Below are 18,560 nucleotides of genomic sequence, written 5' to 3'. Positions count from 1 at the left end.
CCTCAATCCAATTAAAAACAGGAAGTTATGAGCTACCAAAACTACCTCTTTCTGGAATATCGTAGAACACTGCGGAAATTCAGAAAACTTCAAACGAGATTTGAAAAAAGAATAGCGAACAAATCCTTTCAAGCGCTTACAGCTCGTAAAAGGTATCAAATCCTTTCAAAACTTCGAAAGCTCAAACAAAAAATTGAACAATTAAACAGTCGGATGAAATTGGCTGCTGCTGGCGGTTCTTTGGCCTTTAGTTTAGGCCTCACGACAGCAGTTCAAACAGAAGGATTAGCTTCCTCTGGTCCCACCGGAATTGGTATACCGACGAAATTGACGACTGATAAAACTCTGCTCAATTCGGATACAGATGGAGATCAGAAAAACCCGGATGCAGCCATGAATGACCTTGGAGAGTCTGTATTCGTATGGGAGTCGGCAGACAATCAAATAGTTGGCAAAGGTTTTGGTGTTGGTGATGAAGGGTTGGAGTTCACTGTGACTGCCGACACGAATAGAAATTCGGATCCCAGTGTTTCAATTAATGATGAAGGGGACTTTGTAGTAGCGTGGACTTCTATGGAGCCAACAACACCTTATAGCACATTTTCAATCAAATACATGCGATATGAACTGGATGGAGAAAATATAATCGCAGATGGTCCATACACGCTAAAGGAAGGTTCCAATACAACATACGAAAGCGTTGATAGTCCTGATGTGGCCCTTGATGAAAATGGAAATTTTGCTATAGTTTGGGAGTCATATGATAGCGATGATCCGGCAGATTATGTGAAAGCGAGGTATGTAGACAATGAAAACACTTCGGATCTGGAGATAATAGTCTCTGATTCTTATTATAACGATTATACTAATTATAAATCCGCAGGCTCACCTGCTGTCGATATAGCCAGCGATGGGAATTTTATTATAGTTTGGGAGGGTTCATACTATTATTATGAATATCCCGAGATGGAACAGAATTATTCCATTTATTCAAAACGATACCACGAAAACGAAGAGTTAGAATCTGACCAAACAGTTAAGGAATTTTCTTCCGATCGTCTCAACGATCCAGATGTTGCTCTAAATGAAGACGGAAGTTATGCAATAGTCTGGCATGATGAATACGATGATTTTAGCCAAGAATATATATATGTAAAAAAATTCAATAGCGAAGGGGATGAGTTATGTGAGATTACTGTCGAAAACGACACGTTTGTCGATCTATTCGAACCAGCAATCGACGCCGATAAAGATGGGGCATTCACAGTAGTTTATGACTTAGAACGATCTGGTGGATACAGCGAAATCTTGGGTAAAAGATATAATCAATTGGCTGGCCACCATGAAGACTTGGTCTTTCAAGATTCTGGCGGTGAAGAAAGAGCAGGAAACGCAGCTATAGGAATGAACTCAAAAGGAGATTTTGTAGTGGTATGGGATGACGCCGAACATTCCTTTGATTGCGAAGAAGATAAGGATTGTGAAGGCACCGGGGTTTATTTTAAACAATATAATAACAGCCCGAATCAACCCTACAGCATCAATGATGAGAATCAAGTAAACACCTATAGCACAGGTGCTCAGAATAGTGCTTCCGTTGATACAGATGCTAATGGAAACTACGTTGTTGTTTGGGAAGCTCAATGGAAGGTTGCAGAAGAAGATGGTAAAGGAATAATAGGCCAATTGTATCATGCAAATGGCTCAAAAAATGGACCAGAGTTTCAAGTCAATACGATTACTGATTATGACCAAATTCACCCCAGTGTCGCCATGAATCCAGATGGTGATTTTCTTGTGGTTTGGTCCAGCTATGACTCTTATGATTACACAGCCTACGACATTAAAGGGCAGCGGTTTAACGCAGATGCTTCTAAGAATGGTACCGAATTTGAAATCGATCAAACCGATGAGTACTACGAGAGCTTATTGAAGCCCTCTGTAGACATGAATGCAGACGGAGATGCTGTAGTGGTTTGGGAAGGAAACAACTCCATATATAATACTTATAGTATCTATGGTAGAATCCTACTAGATGATGGTGAGTTTGGCGGCAGTCAATTTAGAGTTGATGCAAGTACAGCTTCTAACAATCGTACTCGACCGGATGTGGGAATAGATAATTTAGGAAATTTTGTTGTGGTTTGGCAAGGTGATGACGCTATTGGAAATAGCCAATCTTATTATCGCCGATTCGATGGAAATTCGAATCCATTAGATGCAAATGATGTGGCTGTTTCCACTGGCAGTTATTTTGAAAGATACCAGAGTGTTTCAATGGACAGAGAGTCAGGCGAATTTCTTGTTGCCTACTCTGAGGACAATAGCTTCGCCAAAATTTTAGCGAGTAAATATGATGGAGATGGAGGTGTCATTTTTGAAGATATGGAATTGGCCCCCAGAGGGTATACTTTCCCAAATCCTAAGGTTGATGGAAATGCCAAGGGCGAATTCGTTGTGGTATGGGACGACTATGAAGATTCAGACAAAGGCATTGTCTTTTCTTACATAGATGCTAATGACAACTTGCTGTACACTTGGGACGATATAGACAATGGAGCAACAAGTGAAAGTCACACTGGCCCGACCATTGCGCTCGATGACCAAGGGAATGCCACGGTAGTTTATGAGCACAATTCAGGAGGTTATAATGTCTATTCAAAAACTGTAGGCAGACCTCTTGAAATCGATATCGATGCGAGCAATGAATTTGTCGTAAATGGCATCTACACCAATAATCAAGATGATCCGGACATTGCCCAAAATGCCGACGGTGATTTTGTGGTAGTCTGGACGGATCACTATAATGGTTCAGCTAGCGCATTCAACATCAAAGCTCAGCGATACAATAAAGAAGGAATCCGTGTAGGGCAAGAGATGACCGTAAATGATGGAGGGTTGCCTGTGGATGATCCGGCATTAGCGCTAAATGATAGTGGCAATTTTATGGTAGTTTGGACTTCAGATGGAGGTGATATAGGAGGTGAGTTAGACGACATTGTCGGCAAAGTGTTTGATTGGGATGGTAATGTAATTAAAAGTGATTTCATCATCAACGAAGAAAAAAGTAACAATCAAAGAAGGCCTGATATTGCCATCAATCCTGAAGGAAATTTTCAAGTGATATGGACCTCCAGGAATTCAATTGGAGATACATGGGACAGAGTTTACGGACAAGAATTGTCCCCGGTAGGAGTTGCAGACGCTAGTGGGAACCAAAACCTGTTCGAGATCAATGAAAGCTCCAATGTGACCATTCATGCGTCTATTGCTATTAATAATGATGGTGATATCGCAATTCCTTACGTCTATCAGTATGACGGAACCAACAATGGGCTTTATATTTTTGATGCTTCCTTTGACCCATTAGTCAGTAATTTGGCATTTAGTGAAAGTAGCTACGTAGATGCATACCCACCCGGTATTGCTCCAAGTCTGGACGGTGATTTTATAGTGGCATGGTCAGAATATGATTTGGGAGAGGAGGCTTATTATTTAATGACGAGAAAATATTCATCGGGGTCGTCTTTTGAAGCTGATGCCGAAATTGTTGGTGAGCTCGAAAGTGAAATAAGTCCAAATATTGCTTCAGTGGATGACGGTGATTTTATGATTAGTTATACACAATATGACGTGGATGCTGATCTGTATAGTGTCTATTCAAGGAGAATTTCTAGTGAACTAGACCCTATCGGCCCAGAGATGAAAATTAATGATATCAGTGCTAGTGGATCCGTCAACAACTCTTTAGCCTCTAGTCCCGATGGAAGTTATACCATTGCATGGCAAAGTGAGTATGCAGATGGAGACGGTGAGACAGTTATGGCCAAACAATTTATTTCACACAAACCTATTATAGATGTCTATGGCTTGACATTGGATGAAGGAGAAGAAATGACACTTACTGCTGAACATTTCAATATACAGAATCTAGGAGGTGACCAAGATGCAATAGTTCTAGCTATTAAATCTTTGCCGGCCGAAGGAACACTAAGTCTTAGTGGAGGAGAAATATCCGTTGGGCAATCCATCATTGGAGCAGATTTGCTTGCTATGAGCTATGCACACGATGGCAATGAATCCACCTCAGATCTATTTACTTTCTCAGTAGCCAATGAAAGATTTGAAACTTCTGTCCAAACTTTGAATATCATAGTCAATCCGGTGAATGACTTGCCTATATTGGCTAATGCCATTCCAGATCAAAATACAACTGGATTTAAAGCATTTAGTTATACGGTACCAGCGAATACATTTTCAGACATAGAAACATCGAACTTGACTTTATCTGCTTCGTTGGCTGATGATTCAGCCCTACCAAGCTGGTTAAATTTCACCCCGTCAACTGGTAATTTCAGCGGAATGGTGGAGAATGATCCAGATTTTGATAGAACCATTAATATCAAGGTCTCCGCTTCTGATGGCGAAGCCTCGATTTCTGATGAATTCAAAATCAATATCGCTTCCGTGTTGTCAGTTGAAGAAAACAATCCGAATGGTGCTCTACTCTATCCAAATCCTGCGTCAGGACAAGTTCATTTGAACCTACCGTCAGAAATGAGTGGGACAATAGAGATGTATTTATTCAACGCCTCCGGACAATTGATGGAGCAAACCCGAATAGAGAAAAATCGAACAGCTATGGTCATAGACTTAGATGTAGCTCAACTGAAGAGAGGTCTCTATTTGTTGAAACTGGTAAACGAAAACACTACAGCAACATTTAAATTCAATAAGAAGTAATTCACAACATAATTTGAATGCTAATAACAGCCATGGAGTAAATTCTATGGCTGTTTTTGTTTTCTGTAGAAGAGTTAAAACAAATCATCAATTTGTTCGAAAAAGTTAGAGTGACTAACTTGATAGCTTAACTCATTTTTCCTACTATGATTAAGAAGATCTTTCTATCGCTTTTAGCTATTGCTGTTGTGCTAGTTGCCTATGCCTATTGGTATGCGGGCTCTCTGGAACCAAAATACACGGGAGAAATTAATCTTCCTGATCTCTCATCAGAAGCAGAAATCTATTTCGATGATTATGGCATACCCCATATTTATGCCGAAGACGAAGCAGATGCCTACCGGGCATTGGGTTATGCCCATGCACAAGACAGACTCTGGCAAATGGAGGTGGTAAGAAGAATAGCTCCGGGACGACTTTCAGAAATATTCGGAAGCAAGTTGCTCAAAGTAGACAAATTATTCAGGGCTTTAGGTGTTCAACAATATTCAGAACAAATGTTGGCCGAATTTGAAGCGAATGGAGATAAGAAAGTTAAGCGGGCCGCTAGTGCCTATTTGGATGGGGTGAATGCTTTCGTGGCTAATGGCGCTACGCCCATTGAGTTTTCAATTGTAGGATTAGAAAAATCACCTTTCTCCATGATAGATGTCTATAACACCATGGGATATATGTCGTTCAGCTTTGCTGCGGCACAAAAGACCGAACCATTGGTGACCAAGATCCTTCAGGATTTGGGGGAAGAATATCTAAAAGATCTGGATGTTGATCCGAACACCACAGGTGCTTTACTTCATTCAACTCCCCTTGCTACGGAGGAGTTGGCCTTGCAGATTGATAAAATTCTAACAGACCTTCCTGCTGCACCACTCATAGGCAGCAATAGCTGGGTGATCGGTCCCGAAAAAACGAAATCAGGAAAAGTGATCATGGCCAACGATCCGCATATTGCCTATTCTCAACCGGCCGTTTGGTATGAGGCGCATATCGAAACGCCTGAAACCAGTTTTTATGGTTATTATCTGGCCGGTTATCCGTTTGCTATTATTGGCCACAACAGAGAATATGCCACGGGCCTCACCATGTTTGAAAATGACGATATTGATCTCTATTGGGAAAAGGATAATCCTGATAACCCTAGCCAATATATTTTTCAAAATGAATCTCGAGATTACCAATTGAGAAAAGAGCACATTGTTGTAAAAGACTCCACGGTGGTAGAAATGGATATAAAAACGACCCATCATGGACCCGTGATCAATGAAGCCTTGGAGCTTGATGAAAACTGGCCACCGGTTTCTCTGTTTTGGGTGTATACCCAAAAACCAGGAGAGATTTTGGAAGTGACGTATGGTTTTTCACATACCAAATCATTGGCCGAAGCTCGTGAAAACACTTCCAAAATCCATGCCCCGGGCCTCAATGTGATGTATGGAGATATTGATGACAACTATGCACGATGGTCCTCTGCACATCTCTTGAAAAGAGCAGACTCAGTCAATTCTAAGCTAATATTAGATGGTACATCGGGCCAGCATGAGGTACAGGGTTATTATGACTTCAGCTACAACCCTAAATCTGAAAACGCACCATGGGGTTATGCCTATAGTGCCAACAATCAAGCAGACACCACCAATGGAGTGTTGGTGCCGGGATACTATCTGCCAGAGGATCGTGCTCGAAGGATCAAGCATCTGCTCGATATGGACAAAAAATGGGATGTAGAAGATACAAAAGAAATGATGCTAGATGTGACTTCAAACAATTCTCCGGAAGTGGTCTCTTCTATATTGGAGGCGATTGATCCTAAATTGATTAATTCTGAGAATGAGGAAAAAGCGATTCAAATCTTATCTAAGTGGGATGGAACATTTGAGCTAAAAGATATTGCTCCCACCATTTATAACAAACTGGTGTATAAAATCCAAGAGGGTATTTTTGTGAATAAACTGGGCGATGCAGGATTTGATGCCTACATGAAAACACACTTGATGAAGCGCAGTTTTCAGCCACTTTTTGCCAATGACAGTTCGGTTTGGTGGGACAATCCTTCAACTCCGGAAGTTGAAAGTCGACCTTACGTCGTTACCACTGCATTTGTGGATGGGTTATTAGAACTTGAAAATCAGCTAGGAAATGACCTGAGCCAGTGGCAGTGGGGTAAAGTACATAGTCTCGAAAACGGCCATGTCCTTGGAGCAGTTGATTTGCTTAGAAAATATTTTAATGTTGGTCCATTTCCTGTGCCGGGAAACAATGAAGTGATTAACAACTATATCTACAAATGGACGGCAAACGGAGAGTATAAAGTCACAGCCGGACCTTCTACCAGGCGAATCATAGACTTTGCCGATGTGGAAGGCAATAGCTGGAGCATACTACCCACCGGAAACTCTGGCAATATTTTCTCTCCCCACTATAATGATCAGGCAGAGATGTATGTGAATGGGGAGTACAGAAGGCAATTGATGAACAAAGAAGAAATTATGAAGGTGTCTGGAGGCGTATTGTGGTTAAAGCCTTAAGTTCCATTAACTTATCCAAAGTTCAGAACTTTGGATAAGTTTAATAGACCCTCTATATCAATGACAGATCAAACCACGATACTATACAACTCTCCCTCATATCTTTCAAGTCGGATCTTGGCGTGTTTGAGTGCCTCTTGAAAATGACCCAACAACGGGTCTAAAGATTTGCCGTATTGTTGTGCTAGCTTTTGATAATAGCCAATGCCACCTTTCAGATTGCTAATGAAGTTTTCGATCTTTTTTAGCGCTTTTCCCGAGGAATCTTCCGTTTGCCTGACCAGCATTCTTTGGAGTTCGTCAAGATAAAGTCCCAATTCTTTGATAAACATGTGAGGTCGATCGGTTCGTTCAATAATATTGGTACGGCCATAAATGTGATCGATCATTTTTTGTAAAGAAACCTTCTGAGAAAAGTAGGCCGTGTTTGGCCCAGGGCAAATGGAGACCCCTTCTCCGGATAGTTTGGTGTCCAATTGGTTGGCCAACAAAAAAGGAGAAGCAAGGCCGGTACAAATACAGGCTTTTTCGGTAATTCGCTGATACGCTTGACGATGTTGCTCTACGGACAAGTTTTTTTCATCCAATTCCTTGATCTTGATTCGCTGATATTTACTGGATGCTGTACAGAGTGGTTGGTTCGAATAGGTCGTGTCAAATGCAAGGTGTTTTTTTACACATGGACTGCCAGGTCTTCCTTTTTTTATTCGCTCCTCTTTTTCCTTGTCTTTGGAGTTGTTTTTCAAGCTATTAAATGAAACACCCAGCGGAGAAATCTCACTTAAGTATAAGTCTTTTTCAGTCGCAGATTTCACCTTTTCGCGAGTTTCCCGGTCTACACAAGTAGCTTCTGGTACGAGTAAAAAAGGAGACCCCCAACCTACGCCGTTGAGTCCATAGTGCTCCAGCAAAAAGGAGTGTTCGCTGGACGTACCTACTCCACCCTGAGCAGTGATTGCCAGTTGAGGAACTATATAAGGTACGGTTTTTCCTAATGTTTTGAGTGTAGCCTGATAGGCTTCAAACAATACATGCTGCAATTCAATCTTGTTTTGACTAAATTCTTCCAATATAGGACCCATCAAATGACCATCAGTAGCAAAGGCATGTCCGCCACAATTGAGCCCTGACTCTATTCTGAATTCTGAAACCCACAATCCCTTTTTAGCCAAAAACTTACCCTGAATCAGGGCCGATCTGTAGTCACTTACTTTAAGAATAATTTTCTTTCTGAACCGTCCTTGAATGTCAGGGAAAAAATCATCGAAAGAGCTCATATAGCTATACAAACTGGGGTTGAGCCCGGCAGAGAGCACCAAAGAAGAATCCAAATCGCTATTCGCAAAACCACGCAAAGCAGCATGAGCGTCATTGTACTCTTTCGCCAATGGTTCTTTGCCTTTGAAGTTTACACGATCCACCTTGGTCATAATATTGACATCGATACTGCCCTTTTGTGCATATTTTCTGGCAAATTCTATCAATGCAGCCGAACTAGCCGTTTCTTTCAGTTTTTCAAACTGCTTTTTCAACTTCAAATGATCGGGCAGACCGTTGAAATATCTCATGGCGTCTTCCATCGAACAGGATGTTTTGAATTGTTCGAATTTCTCATCAACCAATTGTTTGACCAAATTGAGGAATTTGGTTACCCTCTTGGCTCTGAAGTCAGTGGCTTTTTTGGAGATAGGTATAAATTCCTGACCTAGCTTTTCAGTATAAAACTTTCTGACTTGCTCCAGCAAAGTGTCGTCCACAATAGACATGACAGAGTCAATGCCCAAGTGAGCTACTTTAATAGGTGTATCAATAGAAAAGGCCAATCCCAACACTGGGATGTGAAATGAATGTACTTTCATTTAGAATCGTTTATATAGTTAATAATCTGACATCAAACAGTGCATACATCGTTGTTGCAAAACTTTTCAGGCTCCACGTCTTCGTTACTGTTCATGTTTTGAAAAGGCTTCATGCGCTTTTTCAATTCTTCATATTTTTCTTTTGAAATGGCCTCGTAGGGCATTTGGGCATAAGCTCCAGTTTCTAGCTTAGGCAAGAAACTGACTGATTTAAGGGTGTATTTGAAATAGTCCAGAATGGGAGCGATTTGAGATGATTCCTCTGGTTTGAACGTGACAGTGCAAGACACCTGATTGTCGGACCAATAGGTTTGAAGGAAGGCTGCCAGACTCACTTGCTCCCAAATGCTCACGTTTTTTAAGCATTTGCCCCGGTTGTGAACCGGAAAAGAGACCACTGCCGAGGAGGAATCCATTTTGTCTTCTTCCACATCAAGGCCGGCGGCCTCCAAAGCAGGTAATAATGATGAAGTTTTTGCAATGCGAACTCTCCTGATGTAGAATTCAAACTCTGGATAATGACAACCGGGATTAACTCCGGCCAGTAGGCTTACCGTTCCGGAAGGTTTTACGCTAGTAGTTTTTTTACTTTTTGGCACGCACAACCAAGAGGAATATATTTCATCCCATTTCTGTATTTCCTGATACCCGTCTTCCAGCCAATTTTTTAGGGTGTCCAATGAATGGTTATCTATAAAATTGGTAATGCCTGTGACAGAGGTGCCGATCCGTCGGTTTCTTTTTTGCACACGGTTGGTCTGATGCCAAGTAGTGGAGACTAGCGTGGCAGTCTTTCCCACCATGTAAGCATATTTCAAAGTCCGCATATAGTCTTCTTTGGATTCTGCCTTTGAAGGGAATGTTTCAACCAAGCAACATAATTCATAGCTTTCGAGTGACTGCTCTCCACACGGATTGGTGCCTTTGGCTTTGATGTCCTTATAGTCTGCTGGATCACACATACGCGAATGTGAGCGAATGTTATCCATAAAAATGTACCCGGGTTCTCCATTTACAGCAGTTTGTTGGGCTACATCTTCAAAATCTGTCGTGGTATTCACCAATACGCTATTGTTTGAAGCCCAACCATAAGCTGCTCGATGTGCCATGCTACCAACATAAGATTGCTTGTCGTTGTCCCACTGATAATCTTTCAGTTTTCTGTATTCTTTATTGTTTACATCACCTAGTGCTATTTGAGCGGTGCGACGCACATTGCCGGCTACTACGCATTGCCCGATCATGTTCATGATGTCGGTAATCGCTGTGATACTGAGGTACTGGTTGTCTAGTTGATCTAGGGTTTTTTGTACTTGTTTGTGGAGCGTTTTGAGTGGTTCTGCTCCTGATGAAATGCCTCCGAACCCTTTGATAGGCTGGCCGGCAGGCCTGATATTTTTGTAGTCAAATAGAATAGTGTTGGCTGGCGTTCCTGTAAAGTTTTGGAGAAAGTAACTATTGAGCAATCGTTTCAAGCTTTCCACCCAGCCTTCTCGGGTGTCGGGAATAATATAAGTTTCTTCTCCGTCTGATGGCTGGTGTATCTGTATGCTTTGTGCTCCTTCCACATCGAAACCTACACCCACACCTACCATGCTCATATCCATCATAAAGGTGAAAGGTCGGGTGGCATCATCCAATGATTTTCCAATTAGATCAGTAGAAACAAAAGCACAGTTGAAAAGGGCCTGGCCCACTTTCTTTTCGTGAATGATGGGTGTGCCCAGTGCCCAAAGCATCCGGCCCGGAGGCAGAAACTTCATTTTGAACATGCGATCATACATTTCTCGGGCCGAGTGTTGGGCTTTATAGTCATTCCAGCCTAATTCATTGTTGAGGATATATTCCTTTTGTAAACTATAGCAACCTTCTACTACCCGCCTTACAGTTTCATACCATTGTTCATTAGTGCCATCAGGTTTAAGTCTGGAGTAGGTGCGATAATAGGTCAGCAATCCTAGACCGTTGAAACCAAACTGCGGGTCGATATCACGGTACTGCTCGATGAAGTCGTCGGTAAGTTTAAAGTTTAAGTTCATAAGGGTACATTTTAGTTTGTCATTAAATAAGATATAAGGATAAACATATCCTTATATAGAGTAAATTTTTTTATGGTTCTACCAGATATACTTCATTTTGTTCCATGATTCCCTTCAATTCTTCCAGACTGGTAGATTCAAAAGTCTGTGTCATTGATTGTCTAATTGGTTTGAATTTGTGATGAATAGGGCACGGAGATTCATCTGAACATGCTCTAAATCCAAGCACACATCCTTTGAGCAATTTGTCACCATCAATGGCAATTATGATGTCTGAAAAACAAACCTGTTTTGCTGACGGAAGCGAAAAACCCCCACTGCGTCCTCTCATTGAATCCAGGATTTTAGCTCTGACGAGCTGTTGGAGAATTTTAGCTGTGAAAGCTTTGGGAGAATCTATAGCATTGGCAATTTCGTCTAAACCAACTTTGTCATTTCGTCCTTCTATCGACGAAATATATATCATGACTTTTATGGCGTACTCACAGGTTTTCGAAAACATGCTCAATTCAACATTTAAACAAATGTAATGAAACAGTAATAAAGGATAAGTTTATCCGAATTAATATTTTTGAAATTTCATTTTTCTATTAGTCAGGCTTAAAAAGAATCAATCTTTGCCATATCCAAGCAAGGTTTGCACTTATTGCATGGGAGTGGTGTGTTTTCATCTTTGTATATCGGCCGGCGACACCACCAGGCCATCTTTCTTACTTTATCAGGTAACGAATTCCAGATCTCTTCTTTTGTCATGTCAATGACAGGATAATGGTATTCTGGATTTTCCAATTTGGCTAGTTGTAGTACTAGTTCGAAGATGCCATAAGTTTTGAGATGCTGCTCTTCGTTGGAATCTGTACGACTTTCGAGGTCAGTTTTTGTTCTGCCTCGTGTTACAATTTTTATATTCCCGTGTGAGGTACATACATTTCCTGCCACAAAAGAACAGACATCCACATCATACGGAAACCGGCTGGTCTGTAGAGAGTCAAACCCGTTGGTATTGAATACACATTGAGTGTAAACAAAAGGAACTTTGTAGTTTTCAACGTAATAATTGAGAATATTTTTAACGGCCATCATTTCTGCTCTTGCCCGCTGTTCACGATTGATCATATGGATGTGATGAATGATCAGTTCATACTCACGATATTCTTCTTCCGTGATCAGTTTATGGAGAACGGCTGTAGAATCCAATCCCCCTGAAAACATGCACAGAATCCCTGGTTTTTTTAGTTGACCTTCCATTAATGTTGAAATTAATCACTTCATGGCTTATTCCATCAGACGAGAGCACAAAATTAATTTTTAGAATAATTCATTCGACTTTCTTAAATACCGATTATCCTCCTATTACTCCTCGTAACAGAATTGATTAAAAATTTGCATCAAGATTTTAGGCGATTCTATTTCGTTAGACGTATTCTTGTTATCGAATAATTTTTTTGGACATATCAACACATCCAACAATGAAAAAAATAATATCAGCAGCACTTCTGTTGCTTCTTTCAGCGCTTACAATCCAAGCGCAAAATCATGAAAAAAACCTTAGAACTATATTTGATGAGGCCTTAACTAATGGACAGTCTTATCCTATGCTTGAGTATTTATCACTCAATATTGGACACAGACTTACAGGTTCACCTTCTGCTGCCGCAGCTGTAGAATACACAAGACAGCAGATGGTTTCTTATGGATTCGACAAGGTTTATTTGCAAGAAGTAATGGTTCCTCACTGGGTACGTGGGCAGAAGGAAATAGGAAGGATCGTAAATTCTAAGTTTGGTTCGCAAGATGTCAATGTGATTGCTTTGGGTAACAGTGTCGGAACTGGGCCTGAAGGGCTGCTGGCAGAAGTAATAGAAGTACAAAGTCTCGATGAATTGGCCGAATTGGGAAGAAAGAAAATTGAAGGTAAGATCGTATTTTTCAACAGACCCATGGACCCGAAGCACATCCATACAGGACATGCCTATGGAGGGGCTGGCGACCAGCGGGTTAAAGGCCCATCCGAAGCTGCGAAATATGGTGCAGTAGCAGCTATCAACCGGTCATTGACATTGGCCAACAATGATACACCACATACAGGTACATTGATCTATGAAGAGGGCGTTCCTCAAATTCCTGCGGTGGCTATTAGTACAGTTGGGGCAGACTATCTCAGCCGAGCTATCAAGGCCAACAAGGCCATGAAATTTTACATGGAGACGCATTGTGAGATGCTGCCGGATGTACTTTCGTACAATGTGATCGGTGAATTGACTGGATCAGAGCAGCCAGACGAATATATCGTTGTGGGAGGTCATTTGGATTCGTGGGATGTGGGCGATGGTTCACATGATGATGGTGCAGGCTGCGTCCAGGCTATCGAGGCAGTAAGAATCTTCAAAGCTACAGGCATTCGTCCAAAAAGAACTTTGAGAGCAGTGATGTTTATGAATGAAGAAAATGGGCTTCGAGGTGGTTTGGAATATGCTCGTGTGGCTAAAGAAAAAGGAGAGAAACACATCGCTGCGCTGGAATCAGATTCAGGAGGGTTTACGCCTAGAGGATTTGGAATCAAGTCCACGCCAGAAACCTTGGCAAAAATTCAAAGTTGGGGAGATTTGTTAGCACCTTATGATTTGAGAAAATTGGTAAAAGGTTACGGCGGTGCTGATATCAACCCACTGGAAGATCAAGGGCCTGCGTTGATTGGTTTGATGCCCGATTCACAGCGATATTTCGATTATCACCATACAGCAGATGATACGTTCGATAAAGTCAACAAGCGTGAGCTAGAATTGGGTGCTGCATCCATGGCTGCTTTGATGTATTTGATCGATCAGGAAGGTTTGTAATCAATTCCTATAGTGGTGGTCTCAAAAGCCTAATAACCAGTCAGGCTGAGGGTCTCGAAGCCTTGCTGCTAGAAGCAGACAACATTTCGACGTGGCTCAATGTGACAGCTCTTGGTGGTTTAGGCATTTGAGACTTCCTACATAAATAATTTTAATAATTAAAAAATGCCACACTTTATCATACACTGTTCCGAAAACATCACAAGAATTCATAGCAAAAAGGAGATCATGCAAACGGTATATGCACAGGCTATTGCCAGTGAATTGTTTGTAAAAACGGACATCAAGGTTCGCGTTCAGTCATTCGACGAGTTCATCGCCGGAGAGGGATCGGATGATTTTATCCATGTTTTTGGAAATATCATGCAAGGTCGAACGGCCGAGCAAAGGGCCAACCTTTCTCAAAGAATCGTAGCCGCACTCAACGGTCTTTTTCCACAGGTGCCCATTGTATCGATGAACATCAGAGACTTCGAAAAAGACAGCTATTGCAACAAAGCCATGGTGGAATAAAGAATGAAATGATGGAAGCAACTTTTAAAACCTGGAAAACAAGTCGAGCATTGTTAGTGAAATATTTAGACGATTACAGCTTAACTCAGCTCAACTATATTCCTAAAGGGTTTAATAACAACCTCATTTGGAACATTGGACATATTGTGGTCATTCAGCAAAGACTTGCCTACGAAGGAGCTGGCCTGGCCCCTCATGTTTCCTCCGAGTATTTTGAACAGTACCAAGGTGGAACCAAACCAGAAGGGAAAGCAACGCAGCAAGAGGTTGATGAACTGAAGCAATTATTGAAATCTCTGGTTGAGCAGACAGAAGCAGATTTCAACAATGGCGTCCTTCAATCCCAATCGTACAAAGAGCGAACTACCGGTACGGGATTTCATTTGTCCTCAATTCAAGACGCTTTGGAATTCAACAACTACCACGAGGCCATGCACTTAGGTGCCATGATGGCGATTCGGAAGTTTGTATAACTTGTAGGAGAATAGCTTCGTAGTATTTCTTTCATGAGCAACTACACCCGAAAAACGAAACCCAAAGCGGATTGTCCCATGGAGAAGACTCTCAACGTTATCTCAGGGAAGTGGAAGATTGCTTTGTTGTGCGAGCTCAATCGAAATAAGGCTCGACTTACAAATTTTGAAAAGAAGAACCCAGAGGCATCAAAGCGTGCGCTGGCGCAGCAATTGGGCGAATTGATAGAGGATGGTATGGTGCAGAAAAAAGACTTCGAAACGTATCCCAAAAAAGTAGAATATTCACTGACTCCACTAGGAAGACAACTATTCAGCGTCATTCAGAAAATGGGTGAGTTTGGGGAGAACCTTTAAGACTTCTTTATGGGGGTGAATTTGCCCCTTATTGTGATTAAAAGTTGCGACTCGTAGATTTGTTTAACATCATAAGACAAATCATGAAAAGTCAAAACCTCATCCCGTTCGTTTTACTAATGCTCCTCTTCCAGGCTTGCGGTTCCTCTAATTCAGTTGATTTAGAGAAAGAAAAAGAGAAGATCCTTGCTATGCATCACGCACAGCGCGATTATCATTTCAACAAAGACTCGATCGCTTTCGCCAATCAGATGTCTGATCAATTCATCTCGGTCAACAGAGGAGTGATTAGCCAGCCAAAAAGAGAAGCGAATATTTCGAAATACCACGGCTACTTTTCAATGGTAGAATTTGTGAAATGGGACGATGTCGCTGAGCCGATCATCAAATTTTCTGACGATGGCAGTATGGCGTACACCATTGTGGACAAAATCGTAACCCTGACCTATCAAGATGAAAATGATTCAACGATAGAGGGAAGTACCCACTTTGCCTGGACGACCATCTACAAAAAATATGGAGATGAGTGGAGAATTGACTGCGTTACTTCTACGAATGTTCCAGACGAAGAATAATGAAAATACGCTGCTTAATTTTTCTTGTCGGCCTTACTTGTGCCTGTTCCAACACTAAAGAATTTACTCTAAAAGAAAAAGATTTGATCCCTGAGGGAACAGCCTTCAACGAAGAAACGAGTACGGTTTATATCGGAAGTATCTACAAGCAAAAGATCTTGGGCATCCAACCAGACGGAATCGAAGTGGATATAATCACCTCAGATAATTTCGGAATATTCAGCCCATTAGGCATGGAAATGGATCAACAGACTTATATGCTTTGGGTGTGTGCTGCAGTGGCTCCCATCGTGAAACATTCCCCCGATGTAAAAAGACAAACTGCAATATTGGCATTTGATCCATCCGCAAACCGGTTGATAAAAAAATATGTTTTGGATACGGAGTCTCCGGCGATGCTGAATGACCTGACGATGGATCACGAAGGAAATGTTTATGCGACTGAAACCTATCAGCATAAGATTTATCAGGTAGAAAAAGGAAATGAGAAGCTTAGCCTTTTCCTGGAGCTTAATAATTATCATCACCCCAATGGCATTGTCTATTACGAAGCGAACCATTGCCTTTTCATAGCTACAGATGAAGGGATTCTCAAGCTGAACCTAGAAACGAAAGAACTTGTGCTAATTGAAGCTGCAATAGACGCAAAGGTTATCGACGGCTTGGCCATTTATGACAATTACTTCATTGGGCATCAGAGCAGCAAGGTTTCAAAATTTTACTTCGACGAAGACATCTCTAAAATCACTCGTATCGAAACCTTTGATTCAGGAGGTGCTGTTGACTCCAGTACCACAGGCGAGATTGGGAATGGCCACTACTACTATATCGTCAATTCTCAGCTCCAGAGTGGTATAAATAGAGAGGAGCATGTCATCAAACCGATGGATAGTCTTGAGCATGTGATCATCCGCAAAGTGAAACTCTAAACTTTTATTCCTATGAAAAATCTAATAGCCGCGGTTTTAACTGTTCAATTGCTTGGCCTTATGCCTGTTTTTGGTCAGAACACCGAACTTCAAAGCCTGAAAGAAACTTACGAGCGATGGATCCAGGCCTGGAACGAAAAGGACGCACCGACGGTAGCAGAAATCGCCTGGGGCACCTATGGTTATGGGCGAGATGCGGCGTTTCTCAGAAAAGGGGCTTCAGACAAGCACAGCTACCAAAAGGGCATCCAGGGCTATATGGATTCGATGCTTGGTATCTCTTATGACGAGCACTTTTCCAATATTAGAATCATAGATGGAGTGGGGTTTATTGATGGCTACTACGAGCAAACGACTCAGCAACTCAATGGCCCAAAAAGGACCGTTTATGGTCGTCATTCGCTGGTATTTATGAGGCAAAATGGTGATTGGCATCTAAAGCACTACCACCGATCGCCCATCCCAGATGAGTTTGTGAGGTGAATATCAAGTGATTAAAAATGCCTACTCACCGCATTTATTGCGGTGTCCAACAACTTGGAGCACTTAGCAACAAACCTTGGAACAAGTCTGGGGATATTAGGTATCAGAGATTCGTTATTGCTCAATCAATTCTCTTTTATTTAATTTAGAGCCAAATTCTGATCACCTGAATCAATTACCTTTTGACCTTCAAAATTAAACGCCGCTGGCGAACCGTACGCGACTATAGTCTGGGCTGGACGCTAGCTTTTGTATACTTATGTATCGTTAGAGGAGAGGGCACGATAGAACAAGGGTCTGTTCAGTTTGAGTTTTGGGACTCTATCATTACTTCACTGATGATGGGTCCTCTGTTTGGTGCTATTTCAGGGTTTTCTCATATTTTGATGATGGAGTATGGGTACAAACAGGTGCCTTTATTGAAGTTGATTATTATCCGTGCAGTTTATGTGCTGCTATTTTTGACTTCCATGGTCCTTTTGGCCTTCGTCTTTTACGGCGGTGAAATGCAGCTAATGGCCTTCGCCTTCGAGCCAGGTAGTTTTGCCATTTACTTTTATATCCTAACTGTAGACATCTTCATGTTTGGGTTGATGCAAGTGAGCATGTATTTCGGCGGGAATAATTTAGTAAAGCTTTTGACTGCCAAGTTCTACACGCCCATAGAAGAGGAACGTATCTTTATGTTTCTTGACCTCAAGTCATCCACTCAGCTCGCTGAGCGATTGGGTCATATCCAATACAGCAAAATGATCCAGGATTGTTTTATTGACCTAGGTGTAGTGGTTGAAAATGAGTCGGAAATTTATCAATACGTGGGAGATGAAGTTATTTTGACATGGAAATTAGATGATGGCTTGAGAAACGAAAATTGCCTGAAAGCCTTCTACACTTTCAAGGCCCAATTGAAGAAGAGAATGGCCCATTATCAAAAGCAGTATAATTGCCTACCTGAATTTAAAGCGGGCCTCAATGTGGGAATTGTGACAGTAACTGAAGTAGGTAAATACAAAAGAGAAATTGCCTATCATGGTGATACGATGAATACCGCGGCCAGAATTCAGGAAAAGTGTAACGAGTTTGAACAGGAGTTATTGATTGCTGAAAACTTGAAAGAGATGTTTGGTGATATTGCATTTGAATTCAGCAAAATGGATAGTATTGCACTAAAAGGAAAACAACAAGCCGTTTCCATATACGCTGTTTCTAGATAAATTAAGCCAC

14 protein-coding genes are annotated in these 18,560 nt (G+C 41.5%); 10 read left to right on the top strand and 4 right to left on the bottom strand.

Features of this window, described 5'->3' with window-relative positions:
- Positions 1-27: 27 nt before the first annotated feature.
- Positions 28-4,743, top strand: a complete 4,716-nt coding sequence (locus ACOQO5_RS04030; RefSeq protein ID WP_420580398.1) for a putative Ig domain-containing protein — start codon at positions 28-30, stop codon at positions 4,741-4,743.
- 146 nt (positions 4,744-4,889) lie between these two features.
- The gene (locus ACOQO5_RS04025) at positions 4,890-7,268 is read left to right on the top strand and encodes a penicillin acylase family protein (RefSeq protein WP_420580397.1); all 2,379 of its coding nucleotides are present in this window, start codon (positions 4,890-4,892) and stop codon (positions 7,266-7,268) included.
- Between the two features lie 68 nt (positions 7,269-7,336).
- Here ACOQO5_RS04025 and ACOQO5_RS04020 read toward each other — a convergent pair whose 3' ends face one another.
- From ACOQO5_RS04020 to ACOQO5_RS04005, 4 genes are all read right to left on the bottom strand, one after another.
- Complete coding sequence (locus tag ACOQO5_RS04020; protein WP_420580396.1) at positions 7,337-9,127, bottom strand: hypothetical protein; 1,791 nt, start codon at positions 9,125-9,127, stop codon at positions 7,337-7,339.
- A 32-nt stretch (positions 9,128-9,159) separates the two neighbouring features.
- Positions 9,160-11,166, bottom strand: coding sequence for a hypothetical protein (locus tag ACOQO5_RS04015; protein ID WP_420580395.1), 2,007 nt, complete (start codon positions 11,164-11,166; stop codon positions 9,160-9,162).
- Positions 11,167-11,236: 70 nt separating this feature from the next.
- Complete coding sequence (locus tag ACOQO5_RS04010) at positions 11,237-11,668, bottom strand: RrF2 family transcriptional regulator (protein WP_420580394.1); 432 nt, start codon at positions 11,666-11,668, stop codon at positions 11,237-11,239.
- A gap of 98 nt (positions 11,669-11,766) precedes the next feature.
- Positions 11,767-12,414: a hypothetical protein gene (locus ACOQO5_RS04005; protein WP_420580393.1), complete on the bottom strand. Its 648-nt coding sequence runs from the start codon at positions 12,412-12,414 to the stop codon at positions 11,767-11,769.
- A 221-nt stretch (positions 12,415-12,635) separates the two neighbouring features.
- Between ACOQO5_RS04005 and ACOQO5_RS04000 the strand changes: the two genes are divergently transcribed.
- The 8 genes from ACOQO5_RS04000 to ACOQO5_RS03965 all read left to right on the top strand — a co-directional run bounded on the left by ACOQO5_RS04000 (position 12,636) and on the right by ACOQO5_RS03965 (position 18,550).
- Positions 12,636-14,006 (top strand): M20/M25/M40 family metallo-hydrolase, encoded by a 1,371-nt coding sequence (locus tag ACOQO5_RS04000; RefSeq protein ID WP_420580392.1) that lies wholly within the window; start codon positions 12,636-12,638, stop codon positions 14,004-14,006.
- A gap of 165 nt (positions 14,007-14,171) precedes the next feature.
- Positions 14,172-14,519: a 5-carboxymethyl-2-hydroxymuconate Delta-isomerase gene (locus ACOQO5_RS03995; protein WP_420580391.1), complete on the top strand. Its 348-nt coding sequence runs from the start codon at positions 14,172-14,174 to the stop codon at positions 14,517-14,519.
- Positions 14,495-14,992 carry a DinB family protein gene (locus ACOQO5_RS03990; RefSeq protein WP_420580390.1) on the top strand — a complete coding sequence of 166 codons (498 nt, stop codon included), beginning with the start codon at positions 14,495-14,497 and terminating at the stop codon, positions 14,990-14,992. The genes ACOQO5_RS03995 and ACOQO5_RS03990 overlap by 25 nt, the downstream gene beginning before the upstream one ends.
- Before the next feature lie 33 nt (positions 14,993-15,025).
- Complete coding sequence (locus ACOQO5_RS03985) at positions 15,026-15,349, top strand: winged helix-turn-helix transcriptional regulator (protein WP_420580389.1); 324 nt, start codon at positions 15,026-15,028, stop codon at positions 15,347-15,349.
- Between the two features lie 83 nt (positions 15,350-15,432).
- The gene (locus ACOQO5_RS03980; RefSeq protein WP_420580388.1) at positions 15,433-15,924 is read left to right on the top strand and encodes a nuclear transport factor 2 family protein; all 492 of its coding nucleotides are present in this window, start codon (positions 15,433-15,435) and stop codon (positions 15,922-15,924) included.
- Entirely contained in the window at positions 15,924-16,853 is a 930-nt protein-coding gene (locus tag ACOQO5_RS03975; RefSeq protein WP_420580387.1) for a hypothetical protein, read from the top strand. Before ACOQO5_RS03980 ends, ACOQO5_RS03975 begins: the two co-directional genes overlap by 1 nt.
- A 12-nt stretch (positions 16,854-16,865) precedes the next feature.
- A complete protein-coding gene (locus tag ACOQO5_RS03970; RefSeq protein ID WP_420580386.1) occupies positions 16,866-17,336 on the top strand; it encodes a YybH family protein in 471 nt (156 codons plus the stop codon).
- 182 nt (positions 17,337-17,518) lie between these two features.
- On the top strand, positions 17,519-18,550 hold the full coding sequence (locus ACOQO5_RS03965) for an adenylate/guanylate cyclase domain-containing protein (RefSeq protein ID WP_420580385.1): 1,032 nt from the start codon (positions 17,519-17,521) through the stop codon (positions 18,548-18,550).
- Positions 18,551-18,560: the final 10 nt, after the last annotated feature.

The sequence above is a fragment of the Reichenbachiella sp. genome, assembly GCF_965223055.1.
Classification (GTDB): domain Bacteria; phylum Bacteroidota; class Bacteroidia; order Cytophagales; family Cyclobacteriaceae; genus Reichenbachiella.
The sequence above is the reverse complement of the archived record's forward strand: the minus strand, read 5'-3'. Positions and strand labels throughout refer to the sequence as shown.

Bases quoted from the DNA above. Each gene is read 5' to 3' on its own strand.
- ACOQO5_RS04030 (WP_420580398.1), top strand. From the start codon at position 28: ATGAGCTACCAAAACTACCTCTTTCTGGAATATCGTAGAACACTGCGG.
- ACOQO5_RS04025 (WP_420580397.1), top strand. From the start codon at position 4,890: ATGATTAAGAAGATCTTTCTATCGCTTTTAGCTATTGCTGTTGTGCTA.
- ACOQO5_RS04020 (WP_420580396.1), bottom strand. From the start codon at position 9,127: ATGAAAGTACATTCATTTCACATCCCAGTGTTGGGATTGGCCTTTTCT.
- ACOQO5_RS04015 (WP_420580395.1), bottom strand. From the start codon at position 11,166: ATGAACTTAAACTTTAAACTTACCGACGACTTCATCGAGCAGTACCGT.
- ACOQO5_RS04010 (WP_420580394.1), bottom strand. From the start codon at position 11,668: ATGTTTTCGAAAACCTGTGAGTACGCCATAAAAGTCATGATATATATT.
- ACOQO5_RS04005 (WP_420580393.1), bottom strand. From the start codon at position 12,414: ATGGAAGGTCAACTAAAAAAACCAGGGATTCTGTGCATGTTTTCAGGG.
- ACOQO5_RS04000 (WP_420580392.1), top strand. From the start codon at position 12,636: ATGAAAAAAATAATATCAGCAGCACTTCTGTTGCTTCTTTCAGCGCTT.
- ACOQO5_RS03995 (WP_420580391.1), top strand. From the start codon at position 14,172: ATGCCACACTTTATCATACACTGTTCCGAAAACATCACAAGAATTCAT.
- ACOQO5_RS03985 (WP_420580389.1), top strand. From the start codon at position 15,026: ATGAGCAACTACACCCGAAAAACGAAACCCAAAGCGGATTGTCCCATG.
- ACOQO5_RS03980 (WP_420580388.1), top strand. From the start codon at position 15,433: ATGAAAAGTCAAAACCTCATCCCGTTCGTTTTACTAATGCTCCTCTTC.
- ACOQO5_RS03975 (WP_420580387.1), top strand. From the start codon at position 15,924: ATGAAAATACGCTGCTTAATTTTTCTTGTCGGCCTTACTTGTGCCTGT.
- ACOQO5_RS03970 (WP_420580386.1), top strand. From the start codon at position 16,866: ATGAAAAATCTAATAGCCGCGGTTTTAACTGTTCAATTGCTTGGCCTT.